The following is a 17,135-nucleotide window of genomic DNA, read 5'->3' as shown; positions in this document are numbered from 1 at the left end:
GTGCAGGTGCCCGACGACCTGAGGGTCGAGGACGCCGGCGGCCTGCCGGGCGTCCCCGACGGGTTCGGGCGGCTGTGGACGCCGCACCGGATGGCGTACATCGGCGGCGCGGACAAGCCCGCCGACGACGCGCCGGGGGAGGGCTGCCCCTTCTGCCGCGCGCCGGGCCTGACCGACGAGGAGGGGCTGGTCGTCACGCGCGGCGAGGTCGCCTACGTCGTGCTCAACCTCTACCCGTACAACGGCGGTCACGTCCTCGTCTGCCCGTACCGCCACGTCGCCGACTACACGGAGCTGACGGACGACGAGGTCGCGGAGGTCGCCGCGCTGACGCGCACGGCCATGCGGGTGCTGCGCCAGGTGTCCGCGCCGCACGGGTTCAACCTGGGCATGAACCAGGGCGAGGTCGCGGGGGCGGGCATCCAGGCGCACCTGCACCAGCACGTCGTGCCCCGGTGGGGCGGGGACGCCAACTTCCTGCCGATCGTCGCGCGCACGCGCGCGCTGCCCGAGCTCCTGGCGGACACCCGCGCGCGCCTCGCCGCCGCGTGGCCCGTCGCGGGGGAGTGACGCGCCCGTGCTGAGCCGACTGCGCGGCGCCATGACGCGCCTGTGGACCCCGCTCGCCGACGCGCTCCTGCGCGCGGGCGTCTCGCCCGACGCGGTGACGGTGGCGGGCACGCTGGGGGTCGTCGTCACCGCCCTGTGGGCGTTCCCGACCGGGCACCTGCTGCTGGGCGCGCTCGTCATCACCGTCTTCTCGCTCACCGACTCCCTCGACGGCGTCATGGCGCGCCGCTCGGGGCGCTCCGGGCCGTGGGGGGCGTTCCTCGACTCCACGCTGGACCGCTTCGGCGACGCCGCGATCTTCTCCGGCCTGGTCGTCTGGTACGCCGGTGGCGGGGACGACCGCGTCACGGCGCTCCTCGCGCTGGTGTGCCTGGTGCTGGGGTCGGTGGTCCCGTACGCCCGTGCGCGGGCGGAGGGCCTGGGCATGACCGCGAGCGGCGGCATCGCCGAACGCGCCGACCGGCTGTTCGCGGTGCTCCTCGCGGCGGTCGTGGTCGGGCTCGGCGCGCCGACCGCGGTCATGACGGTCGTCCTCGCGCTCCTGGCGGCCGCGTCGGCCGTGACGGTCGTGCAGCGGGTCGCGACGGTCCGCCGTCAGGTCCGGGAGGCGGCACGGTGAGGGTCGACGTCGCACGGGCCTACCAGCTGGCGTGGCGGTACGGGCGACGCGTGCCCGCTCCCGTCGTCCGGGCGCTGACGGCGGTCGCGGCGGACGTGACGTGGGCGCGCCGGGGCGGCGGCGTGCGCCGCCTCGAGGCGAACCTCGCCCGCGTGCGGCCCGAGCTGGACGCCCGCGCGCTGCGCCGGCTGTCCCGCGCCGGCATGCGCTCGTACCTGCGCTACTTCGGCGAGGCCTTCACGCTGCCCGCGCTGACCCCGGCACAGGTGGCGGCGCGCGTGCGGGTCACGGGCCGTGAGCACGTCCAGCCGCACCTGGACGAGGGACGGCAGGTCCTGCTCGCGCTCGCGCACATGGGCAACTGGGACCTCGCGGGTGCGTGGGCGACCGTGCACCTCGCACCCGTCACCACGGTCGCCGAGCGGCTCGAGCCCGAGGCCCTGTTCCAGGAGTTCGTCGCGTTCCGCGAGAGCATCGGCCTGACGATCGTGCCGCTCACCGGGGGCGGCGACGTCTTCCGCCGGCTGACCCGTGTCGTGCGCACCGGTCCGGGCCTGCTGCCCCTGCTCGCGGACCGGGACCTGACGGCCCGCGGGGTCGAGGTGGACCTGTTCGGCCGGCGCGCACGCGTGGCCGCGGGTCCGGCCGCGCTGAGCGTGAGCAGCGGGGCGCCGCTCGTGCCCACCTCGATCACCTACGAGCGCCTGCACGGGGCCCGCCGGCGCGCGGCCGGCAGCCCGTGGGGGATCGTCATCACGTTCGGGGCCGTGGTCCCCGTGCCGACGGACGTCCCGCGGGCCGACCAGGTGCGCGCGGTCACGCAGGCGTGGGTCGACCGCGTCGCCGAGGCCATCCACGCCCGTCCGCAGGACTGGCACATGCTCCAGCGCGTCTTCGTCGAGGACCTGGACCCCGCCCGGGACGCCGCGGTGCGCGCCGGCGCGGACGCCGGGGGTGGCGCATGACGGCGCCCACGGCCACGCGCCCGCTGCGCGTCGGCCTCGTCTGCCCGTACTCGTTCGACGTCCCGGGCGGCGTGCAGTTCCACGTCCGCGACCTCGCCGAGGCGCTGCTCGCCCGCGGGCACGAGGTGTCGGTGCTCGCGCCCGCCGCGGACGACACGCCCGTGCCGCCGTACCTCGTCCCGGCGGGGCGCGCGGTGCCCGTGCACTACAACGGCTCCGTCGCGCGCCTGACGTTCGGCCCCGTCACCGCCAACCGTGTGCGGCGCTGGCTCGCGGCCGGACGGTTCGACGTGCTGCACCTGCACGAGCCCGTGACGCCGAGCCTGGGCATGCTCGCGCTGTGGATCGCGGACGGCCCGGTCGTCGCGACCTTCCACACGTCGTTGGTCCGCTCGCGCTCGCTGCAGGTGGCGTACCCGCTCGTGCGCCAGTCCCTCGAGAAGATCTCGCTGCGCGTGGCCGTCTCCGAGGACGCCCGGCGCACGCTCGTCGAGCACCTCGGCGGCGACGCCGTCGTCATCCCGAACGGCGTCTGGGTCGACACGTTCGCGTCCGCCGGCCGGGACGAGCGCTGGACGGGGACGCCCGAGGCGCCCACCATCGCGTTCCTCGGCCGGCTCGACGAGCCGCGCAAGGGGCTGTCCGTGCTGCTGCGCGCGCTGCCCGCGGTGCTGGACCGGTACCCGGGCGCGCGCGTCCTCGTCGCGGGCACGGGTGAGACCGGGCAGGAGCAGGCGCGGGAGGCGCTCGGTGCGCGTGCGGGCGCGGTCGAGCTGCTCGGCGGCGTCAGCGAGCAGGACAAGGGGAGGCTGCTCGCGTCCGCCGACGTGTACGTGGCGCCGCAGACGGGCGGGGAGAGCTTCGGCATCGTGCTCGTCGAGGCCATGGCGGCCGGCGCGACGGTCGTCGCGAGCGACCTCGGCGCGTTCGCGCGCGTGCTCGACGACGGGGAGGCGGGCGTGCTGTTCCGCACCGGCGACCACGACGACCTCGCGCGGACCCTGCTCGCCGTGCTCGGCGACCCCGCGCGGCGGGCCGCGGTGACCGCGCACGCGGCGCGCGTGGTCGGCCGGTACGACTGGTCGGCGGTGACGGACCAGGTGCTCGCGGTGTACGAGATGGCGGTCGCCGGGCGCGATGCGCCGGTGGGCGAGGACCCGTCGTCGCTGCGCGGGGCGCGCCTGCTCGAGCTGCGCCGGAGCCGGGCGTGAACGGCACGGCCTGGACCGACGCGGTGCTGCTCGTCGTGGCGGTCCTGGCGCTGCTGCTCTGGCTGGTCTGGGTGCGTGCGAGCCGCCTCGACCGGCTGCACCGCAAGGTCGGGGCGTCGCGGGCGGTGGTCGAGGCGCAGCTCGTGCGGCGGGCGACGGTCGCCGCGGAGCTCGCGACCAGCGGTCTGCTCGACCCGGCCAGCTCGGTCGTCGTCGGCGAGGCCGCGTGGGCCGCCCTCAGCGCCAGCGGCGCGGACGGGGACGTGCCCTCGGGCCTGCTGCCGGCGGACCTGCGGGTCCTGCTGCGCGCGGACGCCGGCGGGCGCGGGGGTGCCACGCCGCCGGGACCCACGCCGGGCGCGGACCGCGGTCTCGTGGAGAGCGAGCTGACCGCCGCCCTGCACGAGGTGCTGGACGACGTCGACGAGGTCGCAGGCCTCGCCGCGGACCCCGGCGGGCAGGAGCTCCTCGACGCCCTCGCGGCCGCGTGGTACCGGGTGCAGCTGGCCCGGCGCTTCCACAACGAGGCGGTCGCCCAGACGCAGCGCGTGCGCCGCGGGCTGGTCGTCCGGGCGCTGCGCCTGGCGGGGCACGCGCCCGAGCCGCGCACGGTGGAGCTGGACGACGCGTGGCCGGCGGGGCTGGCCCGTCCGGGGGAGGGCAGCGCCCCGCGCGCCGGTGGGACGCGCGGACCCGCGGGGAGCGCGACGAACTAGGATGTGGCGTCCGACCGCGGCGGCCGGCGCTCGAGGGCGCGCCCCGGAGCGTCGCTCGTCCCGAACCCTGGATCGAAGAGGTCTGCAGTGACCGAGAACACGCAGCACAGCACCGCCGCCGGCGAGGTGGGCACCGCGCGCGTCAAGCGCGGCATGGCGGAGATGCTCAAGGGCGGCGTCATCATGGACGTCGTCACCGCCGAGCAGGCCAAGATCGCGGAGGACGCCGGCGCCGTCGCCGTCATGGCGCTCGAGCGCGTCCCCGCCGACATCCGCGCGCAGGGCGGCGTCGCGCGCATGAGCGACCCGGACCTGATCGACGGCATCATCTCGGCCGTCTCGATCCCCGTGATGGCCAAGGCCCGCATCGGCCACTTCGTCGAGGCGCAGGTGCTGCAGAGCCTCGGGGTCGACTACGTCGACGAGTCCGAGGTGCTCACGCCGGCCGACTACGCGCACCACATCGACAAGTGGGCGTTCACGGTGCCCTTCGTCTGCGGTGCGACGAACCTCGGTGAGGCGCTGCGGCGCATCACCGAGGGCGCGGCCATGATCCGCTCCAAGGGCGAGGCCGGCACGGGCGACGTCTCCAACGCGACGACGCACATGCGCACGCTGCGCGACGAGATCCGCCGCCTGACGTCCCTGCCCGAGGACGAGCTGTACCTCGCGGCGAAGGAGCTGCAGGCGCCGTACGAGCTGGTCAAGGAGGTCGCGACCACGGGCAAGCTCCCCGTCGTGCTCTTCACCGCCGGCGGCATCGCGACCCCCGCGGACGCGGCGATGATGATGCAGCTCGGCGCCGAGGGCGTGTTCGTCGGCTCCGGCATCTTCAAGTCCGGCAACCCGGCGGAGCGCGCCGCGGCGATCGTCAAGGCGACGACGTTCTACGACGACCCCGACGTCATCGCGAAGGTCTCGCGCGGTCTCGGCGAGGCCATGGTCGGCATCAACGTCGACGACGTCCCCGTCCCGCACCGTCTGGCCGAGCGCGGCTGGTGACGTCGCCGCTCCCGCAGGACCCCGGCACCGCCCCCGCCCCGCCCGCCGGCGAGGACGGGGGCGGTGCCGTCCGCGGCTTCGGGCCGGAGTGGCGGCTCGGGCCGGACGGTCTGCTGTTCCGGCGGGCCGCGCGCGTCATCCTGCTCGACGAGCACGACCGCGTCCTGCTGGTGCGCGGGCACGACGCCGACCAGCCGGACCGCTCCTGGTGGTTCACCGTGGGCGGCGGGCTGGACGACGGCGAGGACCCGCGGTCGGCCGCCGTGCGCGAGGTGCGCGAGGAGACCGGCATCGCGCTGCACGCCGAGGACCTCGTCGGTCCGGTGTTCACGCGCTCGGCGATCTTCGACTTCTTCGCACGGCACTGCCGCCAGGACGAGGACATCTTCCTCGCGCGCGTGCGCTCGACCGACGTGGGTGCGCTGTCGCGCGCGGGATGGACCGACGTGGAGCTCGACGTCATCGACGAGCTGCGCTGGTGGGACCTCGACGCGCTGGCCGCCGTCGACATCGAGGTCTTCCCGGCCGGTCTGGCGGAGCTCGTGCGGTCCGTGCTCGTGTGGGACGGGCAGGTGCGGCACCTCGGGCTCGCCCGGGAGTGAGGCCACGCCTGCACCGCGCGGGTGCGCCGGCGGCGGCCGGGGCGGGGCCGCGCGCGACCTAGGATCGTCGTCCGTGAGTCCCACGATCGGTGTCCTGGCCCTGCAGGGCGACGTGCGCGAGCACGTCGCCGCCCTCGAGCACGAGGGTGCCCGCGCGGTCGGCGTCCGGCGCAGGAGCGAGCTCGACGCGGTCGACGCGCTCGTCGTCCCCGGCGGGGAGTCCACCACGATCGACAAGCTGCTGCGTGCGTTCGACCTGTTCCAGCCCGTGCAGCAGCGGCTGCGCGACGGCATGCCGGCCTACGGCTCGTGCGCGGGGATGATCCTGCTCGCCGACCGCATCCTCGGCGGCATCGAGGGGCAGCGCACGCTCGGCGGCGTCGACATCACGGTGCGGCGCAACGCGTTCGGCCGGCAGGTCGACTCGTTCGAGACCGACCTGGCGATCGAGGGCGTCGAGGGCTCGGCGGAGGAGCCCGTGCACGCCGTGTTCATCCGGGCGCCGTGGGTCGAGGAGGTCGGGCCGGCCGCGACGGTGGTCGGCCGCGTCGAGGAGGGTCCGGCCGCCGGTAGGATCGTCGCGGTGCGCCAGGGCCCTGTGCTCGTCACCTCGTTCCACCCGGAGGTGACCGGGGACACGCGGGTGCACCGCCTGTTCGTGCAGATCGTCCGCGAGAGCCGGTGAGCTCGCGGCGCCCGGCACCGTCGACGTGCGGGGCAGCGCGCCACCGGACCAGCGGAGACGGAGGGTAGACGAGGCATGTCGGGTCACTCCAAGTGGGCCACCACCAAGCACAAGAAGGCCGTGATCGACGCGAAGCGCGGCAAGCTCTTCGCGAAGCTCATCAAGAACATCGAGGTCGCGGCCCGCACGGGCGGCGGTGACCCCGCCGGCAACCCCACGCTCTTCGACGCCATCCAGAAGGCGAAGAAGTCGTCGGTGCCGAACGACAACATCGACCGCGCGGTCAAGCGCGGTTCGGGTGCCGAGGCGGGCGGCGCCGACTACCAGACGATCATGTACGAGGGCTACGGCCCCGGGGGCATCGCCGTCCTGGTCGAGTGCCTCACCGACAACCGCAACCGCGCGGCCTCCGACGTGCGCGTGGCGTTCACGCGCAACGGCGGCCAGATGGCCGACCCGGGGTCGGTGTCGTACATCTTCAGCCGCAAGGGCGTCGTCATCGTGCCGAAGGAGGGCACCGACGAGGACGCGGTGATGGAGGCGGTGCTCGAGGCCGGCGGCGAGGAGGTCACCGACCTCGGCGAGCAGTTCGAGGTGCTGTCCGAGGCGACCGACCTCGTGCCCGTCCGCACGGCCCTGCAGGAGGCCGGCATCGAGTACGACTCCGCGGACGTCGTGTTCTGGCCCTCGACGCAGATCGAGGTCGACGTGGACGGTGCGCGCAAGATCCTCAAGCTGATCGACGCTCTCGAGGACTCCGACGACGTCCAGAACGTGTACGCGAACTTCGACGCCCCCGACGAGGTCATGGCGCAGCTCGACGACGAGTGAGGCACCGACGGCGCGCCGGGACCCCGCCGGGTCCCGGCGCGCTGTCGTGCCTGCACGGTCCGCGCGGCACGGGCTGAGACGATGGGCGCGTGCGCGTCCTCGGAGTCGACCCCGGTCTCACCCGCTGCGGCCTGGGGGTCGTGGACGGCCTGCCCGGGCGGCGCCTGCGCATGGTCGCCGTCGACGTCGCGACGTCCGACGCGGGTCTCGACGTGGACCAGCGGCTGCTGCGCATCGAGCGCCGGATCGAGGAGTACCTCGAGGAGCACGCGCCGGACACCGTCGCGGTCGAGCGGGTGTTCGCGCAGCACAACGTGAGCACCGTGATGGGCACCGCGCAGGTCGCCGGGCTGGCCCTGGTCGCCGCCGCGCGCCGCCGCATCCCCGTCGCGATGCACACGCCGAGCGAGGTCAAGGCGGCGGTGACGGGCAGCGGCCGGGCGGACAAGGCGCAGGTCCAGTCGATGGTCCGCCGGCTCCTGGACCTGGAGACCGCACCGCGCCCGGCCGACGCCGCGGACGCCCTCGCGCTGGCGATCTGCCACCTGTGGCGCCCGGCCGGCGCCCTCGGTGCGCCGCAGCGCGCGCCGGGGTCGCTCACGGCGGCGCAGCGCGCCTGGGCGGCGGCGGAGCAGGCCGCGCGACGCCGCGCGTGAGCGTGTCGTTCGTACACGTGTTCGCCCCTGTGGCACAGTGAGCAGCCGTGCGCCCGCCGCCGCGGCGGGGTGCGGGATCGGGAGGTGCGTGCGGTGATCGCGTCGGTGCACGGGACGGTGCTGACGGTGCGGCTCGACTCCGCCGTCGTCGAGGTCGGCGGCGTCGGGATGCTCGTGCAGGCGACGCCGACGACGCTCGCGGGCCTGCGGGTCGGGCAGCCGGCACGCCTGTTCACGTCCCTCGTCGTCCGCGAGGACTCGCTGACGCTGTTCGGGTTCGCCGACGCGGACGAGCGGGACGTGTTCGAGGTGCTGCAGACCGTCACCGGCGTGGGTCCGCGCCTCGCGCTCGCGATGCTCGCGGTGCACACGCCGGACGGGCTGCGCCGGGCGGTCGCCGACGAGGACCTCGCGGCGCTCGTGCGCGTGCCGGGGATCGGCCGCAAGGGCGCGCAGCGCATCGTCCTCGAGCTCGGGGACCGGCTCGGTGCGCCGACGCCGGCGGCAGGCGCCCCGGCGCCCGCGGCGGGCTCCGCGGACCACCGCGACCAGGTGGTCGACGCGCTCGTCGGCCTCGGCTGGCCCCTGCGTGCGGCGCAGGACGCGGTGACCGGCGTCCTGGACGGCGGGGCCGAGCCCGTCGGGGCGGACGAGGTGCCGGGCGTGCTGCGCGCGGCGCTGCGGGTGCTGGGCGGCTCGCGTGCGTGACGACGACGCCCGGGAGGTCGCCGGCACGGCGGCGGAGTCGCTCGTGCGCCCGGGGGCGGACGACCTCGAGCGGGCCGCCGAGGCCGCGCTGCGGCCGCGGCGCCTGGACGAGTTCGTCGGCCAGCGGGTGGTGCGCGACCAGCTGTCGCTCGTGCTGCACGCGGCGATGAACCGCGGCCGCGCGCCCGACCACGTCCTGCTGTCCGGGCCGCCGGGTCTGGGCAAGACGACGCTCGCGATGATCATCGCCGCCGAGCTCGGCACGTCCCTGCGCGTCACCAGCGGCCCGGCGATCCAGCACGCCGGCGACCTCGCTGCGGTGCTGTCCTCGCTCGAGGAGGGCGAGGTGCTCTTCCTCGACGAGATCCACCGCCTCGCGCGGCCGGCGGAGGAGCTGCTCTACGTCGCGATGGAGGACTTCCGGGTCGACGTCGTCGTCGGCAAGGGCGCGGGTGCCAGCGCCATCCCGCTGTCGCTGCCGCCGTTCACCGTCGTGGGGGCCACCACGCGGGCCGGTCTGCTGCCGGCGCCGCTGCGCGACCGGTTCGGGTTCACCGGGCACCTCGACTTCTACGCCGACGACGAGTTGGAGCGCGTCCTGCTGCGCTCGGCCGGGCTCCTCGGCGTCCCCCTCGACGGTGACGCGGCCGCCGAGATCGCGAGCCGGTCCCGCGGCACCCCGCGCATCGCGAACCGTCTGCTGCGGCGGGTGCGCGACTGGGCCGAGGTCCGCGGCGACGGGCGGCTGACGCTCGCTGCGGCGCGGGCCGCCCTGGAGGTCTACGAGGTCGACGCGCGGGGCCTGGACCGACTCGACCGGTCGGTGCTCGAGGCGCTGTGCCTGCGCTTCGGCGGCGGACCCGTCGGGCTCACCACGCTCGCGGTGGCCGTGGGGGAGGAGCCGGAGACGGTGGAGACCGTCGCGGAGCCGTTCCTCGTGCGGGAGGGCCTGGTCGGCCGCACGCCGCGCGGCCGCGTCGCGCTGCCGGCCGCGTGGGACCACCTCGGGCTGGACCGGCCGGCACCCGCCGACACCCTGTTCGGCTGAGCAGGGCCACCACGCCGGGAACCCCCCGGCGCGGACGGACGTTGGAGGCTCCGGCCGCGGCGCCTAGACTGCGGCGGACGTCGACACCGATGCGGAGATTCCCGACCTCATGGACTACTCGTTCCTCGTCATCCTGCTCGTCGCCTTCGCGGCGCTGTGGTTCATGTCGAGCCGCACCCGCAAGCAGCAGCGCGAGATGATGGACCTGCGCAACACCCTCCAGGTGGGCGACGAGGTCATGACCGGCTCGGGCCTCTTCGGCACCGTCACGGCCGTCGACGGCGACGTGGTGACGCTGGAGTCCACGCCGGGCTCGCAGACCCGCTGGCTCAAGGCCGCGATCGCCCGCAAGGTCGACCCGCCGGTCGTCGAGGACGCCGAGGAGGTCGTCGTCGAGGACGACGTGACCGCTGCGGACCGCCGCGGCGACGACGTCATCGAGGTGCCGGACGACCTGTCGTCGCTGCCGCCGGAGAACCCGCGGCGCGACGACGACGACACCGACAGGAAGTGACCGCCGGCCCGGGCGACGACGCCCGGGCCTCGATCCCACCGGCCGCCCGCGTCCGGTGCGCGCACGAGAGAAGAACTCCGTTGGCCCCTCCTCCTCGCCGCCGTGAACGGCCGATCCGCACACTCGTCACCCTCGGGGTCCTGATCGGCGCGATCTTCGCGACGATCCTCGCCGGGAACCGCTGGGGAGACGCCGACCTGACCCCGAGCCTGGCGCTGGACCTCGAGGGCGGCACGCAGATCATCCTCGAGCCCGTCGCCGAGGCGGAGGGGGACGTCACGCCGGAGACGATCGCGCAGGCGATCGGCGTGATCCGGCAGCGGGTCGACGCGTCCGGCGTGGCCGAGGCCGAGATCACGAGCCAGGGCAACACGAACATCGTGGTGGCCCTGCCCGGCCGGCCGAGCGAGGAGACGCTCGACCTCGTCCGCACGCCGGCGCAGATGGAGTTCCGCCCCGTCCTCGTCGTCGGCGCGCCGACGCCGACGACGCAGGAGGACCCGGCCGCGTCCGCGACGCCGACACCGGAGGAGTCCGCGGCCGCGGCCGACCCCGCAGCGGAGGGCGGCGACGCGGTCGAGGGCGCGGACTCCGCCGAGGGCGCCCAGGGTGAGGCCGCGGCCACCCCGGCCCCGCGGAGACGGCCGCCGCCGAGGAGCCGTCCGACGAGCCGGCCACGGCCGAGCCGACGAGCCCGAGCGACCTCGCGTACTACGTGACGCCCGCGGTCCAGGCGCAGTTCGACGAGCTCGACTGCACCCTCCCGGAGAACCGCACGGGCGGCGTCCCCGGCGCCGCGGACAAGGCGTTCGTCACCTGCGACCAGGAGGGGACGGCGAAGTTCATCCTCGGCCCGGTCGAGATCGAGGGCTCGGACATCGACACCGCGACGTCGGGCCTGCGCACGCTGCCCAGCGGCGCGACCACGAACGAGTGGGTCGTCAACCTGGAGTTCACGTCCTCCGGCACGCCGAAGTTCACGGAGACGACGACGCGCCTGGCCACGCAGCAGCAGCCGCTCAACCAGTTCGCGGTCGTGCTCGACGCGCTCGTGATCTCCGCGCCGTCGGTCAACGAGGTCATCCCCAACGGCCAGGCCGAGATCTCCGGCACCTTCACGCGGGACTCCGCCGCCGCGCTCGCCAATCAGCTGAGCTTCGGCTCCCTGCCCATCAGCTTCACGGTGCAGAGCGAGGAGCAGATCTCGGCGACCCTCGGCTCCGAGCAGCTGCAGCGTGGTCTGCTCGCGGGGCTGCTCGGTCTCGTCCTGGTCGTCGTGTACTCGCTGATCCAGTACCGGGCCCTGGGTCTGGTGACGGTGGCCTCGCTGGTCATCGCCGCGGTCCTGACCTACGGCGTGATCACGCTGCTGTCGTGGTGGCAGGGCTACCGCCTCTCGCTGCCGGGCGTCGCGGGCCTCATCGTCGCGATCGGCATCACGGCCGACTCGTTCATCGTGTACTTCGAGCGCATCCGCGACGAGCTGCGCGACGGCCGCTCTCTGGCTGCGGCCGTCGAGACCGGCTGGCGTCGCGCCCGGCGCACGATCCTCGCGTCCGACGCGGTGAACCTCCTCGCGGCGATCGTGCTCTACTTCGCCGCGGTCGGTGGCGTGCGCGGGTTCGCGTTCACGCTGGGACTGACGACGGTCATCGACCTGCTGGTCGTCGTGTGCTTCACGCACCCGGTGATGGTGCTGCTCTCGCGCACGCGCTTCTTCTCGCACGGGCACCCGTGGTCGGGGCTCGACCCCCGGCGGCTCGGGGTGGAGCCCGGCAGGCCCCGCTACGTCGGCCGCGGTCGCGTCGTCACCGCGGACCGCGAGGCCGGAGGGGCCGAGCCCGTCACGAGCGGGACGTCCTCGGCCGCGCCCGCTCCGAGCAGGCAGGCCGTCGCCGTGGGCGCGGGCCAGCAGACCATCGCCGAGCGGCGGGCCGCGGCCCGTGCCGCGGCGGCGCAGCAGGAGACCACGACCGACGCCGACGACGCCTCCGCGGCCGGCACCGACGCGCCCGGCAGCGGGCGTCCCGAGGGGAGCGACCGCTGATGGCCGCCGGATTCGCCCAGTGGGGCAACGACCTCTACACGGGTCGTCGTTCGTACGACATCGTCGGCAAGCGGCGGCGCTGGTACGCCGTGTCCGCCGTGCTGCTGCTCCTGTCCGTCGTGCTGCTCGTCACGCCCGGCCTGAACCCGGGCATCGAGTTCCGCGGCGGCTCGGAGTTCCGGGTCTCCGACGTGGCGGAGGTCGACCAGGACCTCGCAACCCGCACCGTGCAGGAGGTGTCGCCCGAGGAGACCCCCGCGTGACGACGGTCGGCGGCTCGTCGCTGCGGATCCAGACCGCCCAGCTCGACCAGGAGCAGGTGCAGGAGGTGTCGCGGGCGCTCGCCGCCGCCTTCGACGTCCCCGAGGAGCAGGTCACCAGCTCCTACATCGGCCCGCAGTGGGGCCGTGACGTCTCGCAGAAGGCCCTCACCGGCCTCGCGTTCTTCCTCGTGTTCGTCGCGGCCGTCATGACGCTCTACTTCCGCAACTGGCGCATGGCCGTGGCGGCGCTCGTGGCGCTGGCGCACGACCTCGTCATCACCGTGGGGCTCTACTCCGGCGTCGGCTGGGAGGTCACGCCGGCGACGGTGATCGGCTTCCTGACGATCCTCGGGTACTCGCTCTACGACACGGTCGTGGTCTTCGACAAGGTGCGCGAGAACACCGCGGACACGCTGGAGCAGACGCGGTTCACCTACGCGGAGAAGGCGAACCTCGCCGTCAACCAGACGCTCGTGCGCTCGATCAACACGTCGGTCGTGGCGCTCCTGCCCGTCACGTCGATCCTGGTCGTCGGCGCGTTCATCCTCGGCGCGGGCACGCTGCGCGACATCGCGCTCGCGCTCTTCGTGGGCATGGTCGTCGGCACGTTCTCCTCGATCTTCATCGCCACGCCGTTCGAGGTGTCCCTGCGCGAGCGGGAGCCGGCGATCCGGGAGCACACGGCGAAGGTCCTCGCCCGGCGCTCCGGTGCCACCGTGGACGCGGGGGGCGAGGGGGAGCCGGTCGCTGCCGGTGTCCCGCGCGCCACGGCGGCCCTGCGGCCCGGCGCCCACCAGGGCCAGGCGGCGCAGCCGCGGCGCAAGAACCGGTGAGCGCGCTGACCGACGACGCCCGGGCGGCCCTCGTCCGGCGGGTCGACGCGCTGCTGCGCACGGTGCCCGACTTCCCGGAGCCCGGCGTGCAGTTCCGCGACATCATGCCGCTGCTCGCCGACGCCGGGGCGTTCGCGGACGTGGTGGGGGCGCTCGTGGCCGACGCCCCGGGGCCGATCGACCTGGTCGCCGGCATGGAGGCCCGCGGGTTCCTGCTCGCGGCACCGGTCGCGACGGCCCTCGGGGCCGGCGTGGTGCCGGTGCGCAAGGCGGGCAAGCTGCCCGGGCCGGTCGCGTCCGCGACGTACGACCTGGAGTACGGCTCGGCGACCGTGGAGGTCCAGCCCTTCACGATCCCCTCCGGCGCCCGCGTCCTGGTCGTCGACGACGTGCTGGCGACGGGCGGCACGGCCGCCGCGACGGTCGACCTCCTCGAGCGGTGCGGTGCGCAGGTGGCGGGCCTCAGCTTCCTCGTCGAGCTCGAGGCGCTCGGCGGACGCGCGCTCCTGCCCGGCCGGCGCGTGGACGCCCTGCTCGCGATCTGAGCACGAACGGCGCGCGGCGGTCCGCATCACCCGTGCGGACCGCCGCGTGCGGTTCCTCGTCGGCGCCGACGTAGACTCGTGCGACCAGGTCCTCGTCGTCGGTCGCGCCGGCGACGCAGGAAGACGGGTCCCGGGGGAGGGGGTGCCGTGAACGAGAAGGTCAAGGCCGCGCCGTCCGACGCGCCCGCCGCGGCGTCCACCCCGCCCGCGGGGTCCCCTGCCGCGACGCCCCCCGCCGGCACGCCCGGGACGGGTGTACCCGTCGCCGGTGACGGCGGCGACGGCGCGGGCTCGTCCGCGAGCCGTGTCCGCGCCCGGCTGGCGCGTCTGTCGGGCCGCTCCACCGTCACGTACCCGGCGCTCGAGCCGGTCCTGCAGGCCGTGCGGCAGAACCACCCCAAGGCGGACCTGTCCGCCGTGGAGCAGGCGTACGTCGTGGCGGAGCGCGCGCACCGCGGTCAGCTCCGCAAGAGCGGTGACCCGTACATCACCCACCCGGTGGCGGTCGCGACGATCCTCGCCGAGCTCGGCATGACGCCGTCGACGCTGGTCGCGGCGCTCCTGCACGACACCGTGGAGGACACCGACTACTCCCTCGAGCAGCTGCGGCGCGAGTTCGGGCCCGAGGTCGCGATGCTGGTCGACGGCGTCACGAAGCTCGACAAGGTGGCGTACGGCGACGCCGCGCAGGCCGAGACGGTCCGCAAGATGGTCGTGGCGATGTCGCGCGACATCCGGGTCCTCGTCATCAAGCTCGCGGACCGGCTGCACAACGCCCGCACCTGGAAGTTCGTGGCCGCGTCCTCGGCCGAGAAGAAGGCGCGCGAGACGCTCGAGATCTACGCCCCGCTCGCGCACCGCCTCGGCATGAACACGATCAAGTGGGAGCTCGAGGACCTCTCGTTCGCGACGCTCTACCCGAAGGTGTACGACGAGATCGTGCACCTGGTCGCGGAGCGTGCACCGGCGCGCGAGGAGTACCTCGCGACCGTGCGCGAGCAGGTGGGCACCGACCTGCGGAACGCGAAGATCCGCGCGACCGTGACGGGGCGGCCGAAGCACTACTACTCGATCTACCAGAAGATGATCGTGCGGGGCCGCGACTTCGCCGACATCTACGACCTCGTGGGCGTCCGCGTCCTCGTCGACACGGTGCGCGACTGCTACGCGGCCCTCGGCGCCCTGCACGCGCGGTGGAACCCGGTCCCCGGCCGGTTCAAGGACTACATCGCGATGCCGAAGTTCAACCTGTACCAGTCGCTGCACACCACCGTGATCGGCCCGGGCGGCAAGCCCGTCGAGATCCAGATCCGCACGCACGACATGCACCGGCGCGCGGAGTACGGCGTCGCGGCGCACTGGAAGTACAAGGAGAACGCCAAGAACGGCGCCCAGGACGGCAACGACATGACGTGGCTGCGTCAGCTCGTCGACTGGCAGCGCGAGACGGCGGACCCCACCGAGTTCCTCGACCTGCTGCGCGACGAGATCGCCGGCGCCGAGGTCTACGTGTTCACCCCGAAGGGCGACGTCATCGCGCTGCCGGCCGGGTCGACCCCCGTCGACTTCGCGTACGCCGTGCACACCGAGGTGGGGCACCGCACCATGGGCGCGCGCGTCAACGGGCGCCTCGTCCCCTGGACTCGACCCTCGAGAACGGCGACGTCGTCGAGGTCTTCACGTCCCGCTCCGAGACGGCCGGCCCGAGCCGCGACTGGCTCGGCTTCGTCAAGAGCCCCCGGGCGCGCAACAAGATCCGGCAGTGGTTCACCAAGGAGCGCCGCGAGGAGGCCGTCGAGCACGGCAAGGACGCCATCGCGAAGGCGATGCGCAAGCAGAACCTGCCGATCCAGCGGCTGATGTCCCACGAGGCGCTCGTCGCCCTGGCGCACGAGATGCGCTTCGCGGACGTGTCCGCGCTCTACGCGGCGGTCGGCGAGGGCCAGGCATCGGCGGCGTCGGTGGTGCAGAAGCTCGTGCACTCCCTCGGCGGGGAGCCGGCGGCGGAGGAGGACCTCGCCGAGACCGCTCGCCCCGGTCAGGCCACCCGACGGGTCCGTACCGGCGACCCCGGTGTGGTCGTCAAGGGTGTCGACGACGTCTGGGTGAAGCTCGCCAAGTGCTGCACCCCCGTTCCCGGTGACGACATCCTGGGCTTCGTCACGCGCGGGCAGGGCGTCTCCGTGCACCGCACCGACTGCATCAACGTCGAGGCGCTGCGACGCCAGCCGGAGCGCCTCGTCGACGTCGCGTGGACGCACACCAGCTCGCAGCTGTTCCTCGTGCAGATCCAGGTCGAGGCGCTCGACCGCAGCCGCCTGCTCTCGGACGTGACGCGGGTGCTGTCCGACCACCACGTCAACATCCTGTCCGCGTCGGTCTCGACGTCGCGGGACCGGGTGGCGCTGTCGCGGTTCGTCTTCGAGATGGCCGAGCCGTCCCACCTCGCCTCGGTGCTGTCCGCGGTGCGCAAGGTCGAGGGCGTCTTCGACGTCTACCGCGTCACGGGCGCCCGCGCCGCCGAGGAGCCGGTCATCCGAGCCTGACGCGGACCCGGCCCGCCCGTGGGCCGAGGGGCCGGCGCGCCGTCGCCGTGGCGGCACCGGCGCGGTCCGGGGGAACGCATCCTCCCGCCACGGTCACGACGTCAGCGCGGCCCGGAGCACGGTACGAGCCCGCCGCACGCCGCGACGGCCCTCGAACCTCGCCAGCGCCGCCTCGGCCTCGTCGAGCCCGAGGCCGAGCTGCGCGAGCCGCACGAGCGTCGCGTGCGCGAGCCCCGGCTCCTCGCAGCGGGCGACGTCCACCGCGGTCCGCAGCGCCGTCGTGACGCGGACCGGACCGACCGTCACGACGTCGTCGGCATCCAGCGCGGCCTCGCCCACCCACCGCTGCGGGTGCGGGTCGGGACGCCGCGCACCGGCCGCGACGAGGACGGCCACACGCCGGGGCGGGGTGCCGCCGGTGTGCAGCCAGGCCGCGGTGCGCCCCGCGACGGCGGCGCGGGGCGGGACGAGGGCGGCCACGGCGGCTGCGCGGACGGCGGGCGAGTCCGGCGTGCCGACCGTGCGCGCCACGTCGCCCCACAGGGGAACCAGCGCACCGTCCGCGTGCAGCCCCGCCCATGCCAGCGGCCCGACCTGGGAGCGGTGCACGACCGGAGGCACCTGCACGGGAACCGGGCGCAGGTCGCGCAGCGCCCGAGGGGTCGCGGGAGGCGGGGACGACACGGCCGGAGCAGCGGCCGGGCCGGTGCCGACCCCACCGGGCGGCGGAACGGTCCCGTCCTGGGCGCGGCGAGGACCGGGCGAGCAGGGACC

The 17,135-nt window shown here is 74.8% G+C and carries 17 protein-coding genes and 2 pseudogenes; 18 read left to right on the top strand and 1 reads right to left on the bottom strand.

Annotated features, from left to right (window positions below):
• From GC089_RS09370 to GC089_RS09290, 18 genes and pseudogenes are all read left to right on the top strand, one after another.
• Nucleotides 1-570 carry an HIT domain-containing protein gene (locus tag GC089_RS09370; RefSeq protein ID WP_155377467.1) on the top strand — a complete coding sequence of 190 codons (570 nt, stop codon included), beginning with the start codon at nucleotides 1-3 and terminating at the stop codon, nucleotides 568-570.
• Nucleotides 571-577: 7 nt separating this feature from the next.
• On the top strand, nucleotides 578-1,189 hold the full coding sequence (gene pgsA / locus GC089_RS09365; protein WP_155377466.1) for a phosphatidylinositol phosphate synthase: 612 nt from the start codon (nucleotides 578-580) through the stop codon (nucleotides 1,187-1,189).
• Nucleotides 1,186-2,154 carry a phosphatidylinositol mannoside acyltransferase gene (locus GC089_RS09360; protein ID WP_155377465.1) on the top strand — a complete coding sequence of 323 codons (969 nt, stop codon included), beginning with the start codon at nucleotides 1,186-1,188 and terminating at the stop codon, nucleotides 2,152-2,154. Before pgsA ends, GC089_RS09360 begins: the two co-directional genes overlap by 4 nt.
• Before the next feature lie 23 nt (nucleotides 2,155-2,177).
• The gene (locus GC089_RS09355) at nucleotides 2,178-3,365 is read left to right on the top strand and encodes a glycosyltransferase family 4 protein (RefSeq protein WP_155379076.1); all 1,188 of its coding nucleotides are present in this window, start codon (nucleotides 2,178-2,180) and stop codon (nucleotides 3,363-3,365) included.
• On the top strand, nucleotides 3,362-4,081 hold the full coding sequence (locus GC089_RS09350; protein WP_155377464.1) for a hypothetical protein: 720 nt from the start codon (nucleotides 3,362-3,364) through the stop codon (nucleotides 4,079-4,081). The genes GC089_RS09355 and GC089_RS09350 overlap by 4 nt, the downstream gene beginning before the upstream one ends.
• An 87-nt stretch (nucleotides 4,082-4,168) precedes the next feature.
• Nucleotides 4,169-5,083: a pyridoxal 5'-phosphate synthase lyase subunit PdxS gene (pdxS, locus tag GC089_RS09345; protein ID WP_155377463.1), complete on the top strand. Its 915-nt coding sequence runs from the start codon at nucleotides 4,169-4,171 to the stop codon at nucleotides 5,081-5,083.
• Nucleotides 5,080-5,685, top strand: a complete 606-nt coding sequence (locus tag GC089_RS09340; protein WP_155377462.1) for an NUDIX hydrolase — start codon at nucleotides 5,080-5,082, stop codon at nucleotides 5,683-5,685. Before pdxS ends, GC089_RS09340 begins: the two co-directional genes overlap by 4 nt.
• A 73-nt stretch (nucleotides 5,686-5,758) precedes the next feature.
• Nucleotides 5,759-6,370: a pyridoxal 5'-phosphate synthase glutaminase subunit PdxT gene (pdxT, locus tag GC089_RS09335; RefSeq protein WP_155377461.1), complete on the top strand. Its 612-nt coding sequence runs from the start codon at nucleotides 5,759-5,761 to the stop codon at nucleotides 6,368-6,370.
• Between the two features lie 75 nt (nucleotides 6,371-6,445).
• Nucleotides 6,446-7,201: a YebC/PmpR family DNA-binding transcriptional regulator gene (locus GC089_RS09330; protein ID WP_136520064.1), complete on the top strand. Its 756-nt coding sequence runs from the start codon at nucleotides 6,446-6,448 to the stop codon at nucleotides 7,199-7,201.
• An 89-nt stretch (nucleotides 7,202-7,290) separates the two neighbouring features.
• Entirely contained in the window at nucleotides 7,291-7,857 is a 567-nt protein-coding gene (gene ruvC, locus GC089_RS09325; RefSeq protein ID WP_155377460.1) for a crossover junction endodeoxyribonuclease RuvC, read from the top strand.
• 93 nt (nucleotides 7,858-7,950) lie between these two features.
• Nucleotides 7,951-8,565 (top strand): Holliday junction branch migration protein RuvA, encoded by a 615-nt coding sequence (gene ruvA, locus GC089_RS09320; protein WP_155377459.1) that lies wholly within the window; start codon nucleotides 7,951-7,953, stop codon nucleotides 8,563-8,565.
• The gene (gene ruvB, locus GC089_RS09315) at nucleotides 8,558-9,613 is read left to right on the top strand and encodes a Holliday junction branch migration DNA helicase RuvB (RefSeq protein WP_155377458.1); all 1,056 of its coding nucleotides are present in this window, start codon (nucleotides 8,558-8,560) and stop codon (nucleotides 9,611-9,613) included. The genes ruvA and ruvB overlap by 8 nt, the downstream gene beginning before the upstream one ends.
• Nucleotides 9,614-9,722: 109 nt before the next feature.
• On the top strand, nucleotides 9,723-10,127 hold the full coding sequence (yajC, locus tag GC089_RS09310; protein ID WP_155377457.1) for a preprotein translocase subunit YajC: 405 nt from the start codon (nucleotides 9,723-9,725) through the stop codon (nucleotides 10,125-10,127).
• Nucleotides 10,128-10,207: 80 nt separating this feature from the next.
• The gene (locus tag GC089_RS20045; protein WP_370513980.1) at nucleotides 10,208-10,846 is read left to right on the top strand and encodes a hypothetical protein; all 639 of its coding nucleotides are present in this window, start codon (nucleotides 10,208-10,210) and stop codon (nucleotides 10,844-10,846) included.
• Nucleotides 10,843-12,174, top strand: a complete 1,332-nt coding sequence (secD, locus tag GC089_RS09305; protein WP_370513979.1) for a protein translocase subunit SecD — start codon at nucleotides 10,843-10,845, stop codon at nucleotides 12,172-12,174. The genes GC089_RS20045 and secD overlap by 4 nt, the downstream gene beginning before the upstream one ends.
• Nucleotides 12,174-13,270: pseudogene (gene secF / locus GC089_RS09300) on the top strand (protein translocase subunit SecF). The gene secD and the pseudogene secF overlap by 1 nt, the downstream one beginning before the upstream one ends.
• 5 nt (nucleotides 13,271-13,275) lie before the next feature.
• Entirely contained in the window at nucleotides 13,276-13,815 is a 540-nt protein-coding gene (locus GC089_RS09295) for an adenine phosphoribosyltransferase (RefSeq protein ID WP_370514108.1), read from the top strand.
• Between the two features lie 147 nt (nucleotides 13,816-13,962).
• Nucleotides 13,963-16,361, top strand: a pseudogene (locus GC089_RS09290) (bifunctional (p)ppGpp synthetase/guanosine-3',5'-bis(diphosphate) 3'-pyrophosphohydrolase).
• Nucleotides 16,362-16,454: 93 nt separating this feature from the next.
• Here the strand turns inward: GC089_RS09290 and GC089_RS09285 are convergent.
• Entirely contained in the window at nucleotides 16,455-16,970 is a 516-nt protein-coding gene (locus GC089_RS09285) for a hypothetical protein (protein ID WP_155377455.1), read from the bottom strand.
• Between the last annotated feature and the right edge of the window lie 165 nt (nucleotides 16,971-17,135).

The sequence above is a fragment of the Cellulomonas sp. JZ18 genome (genome assembly GCF_009720485.1).
GTDB lineage: Bacteria > Actinomycetota > Actinomycetes > Actinomycetales > Cellulomonadaceae > Cellulomonas.
This window is presented reverse-complemented; position numbering and strand designations above follow the sequence as displayed.

Bases quoted from the DNA above. Each gene is read 5' to 3' on its own strand.
- GC089_RS09330 (WP_136520064.1), top strand. From the start codon at position 6,446: ATGTCGGGTCACTCCAAGTGGGCCACCACCAAGCACAAGAAGGCCGTG.
- yajC (WP_155377457.1), top strand. From the start codon at position 9,723: ATGGACTACTCGTTCCTCGTCATCCTGCTCGTCGCCTTCGCGGCGCTG.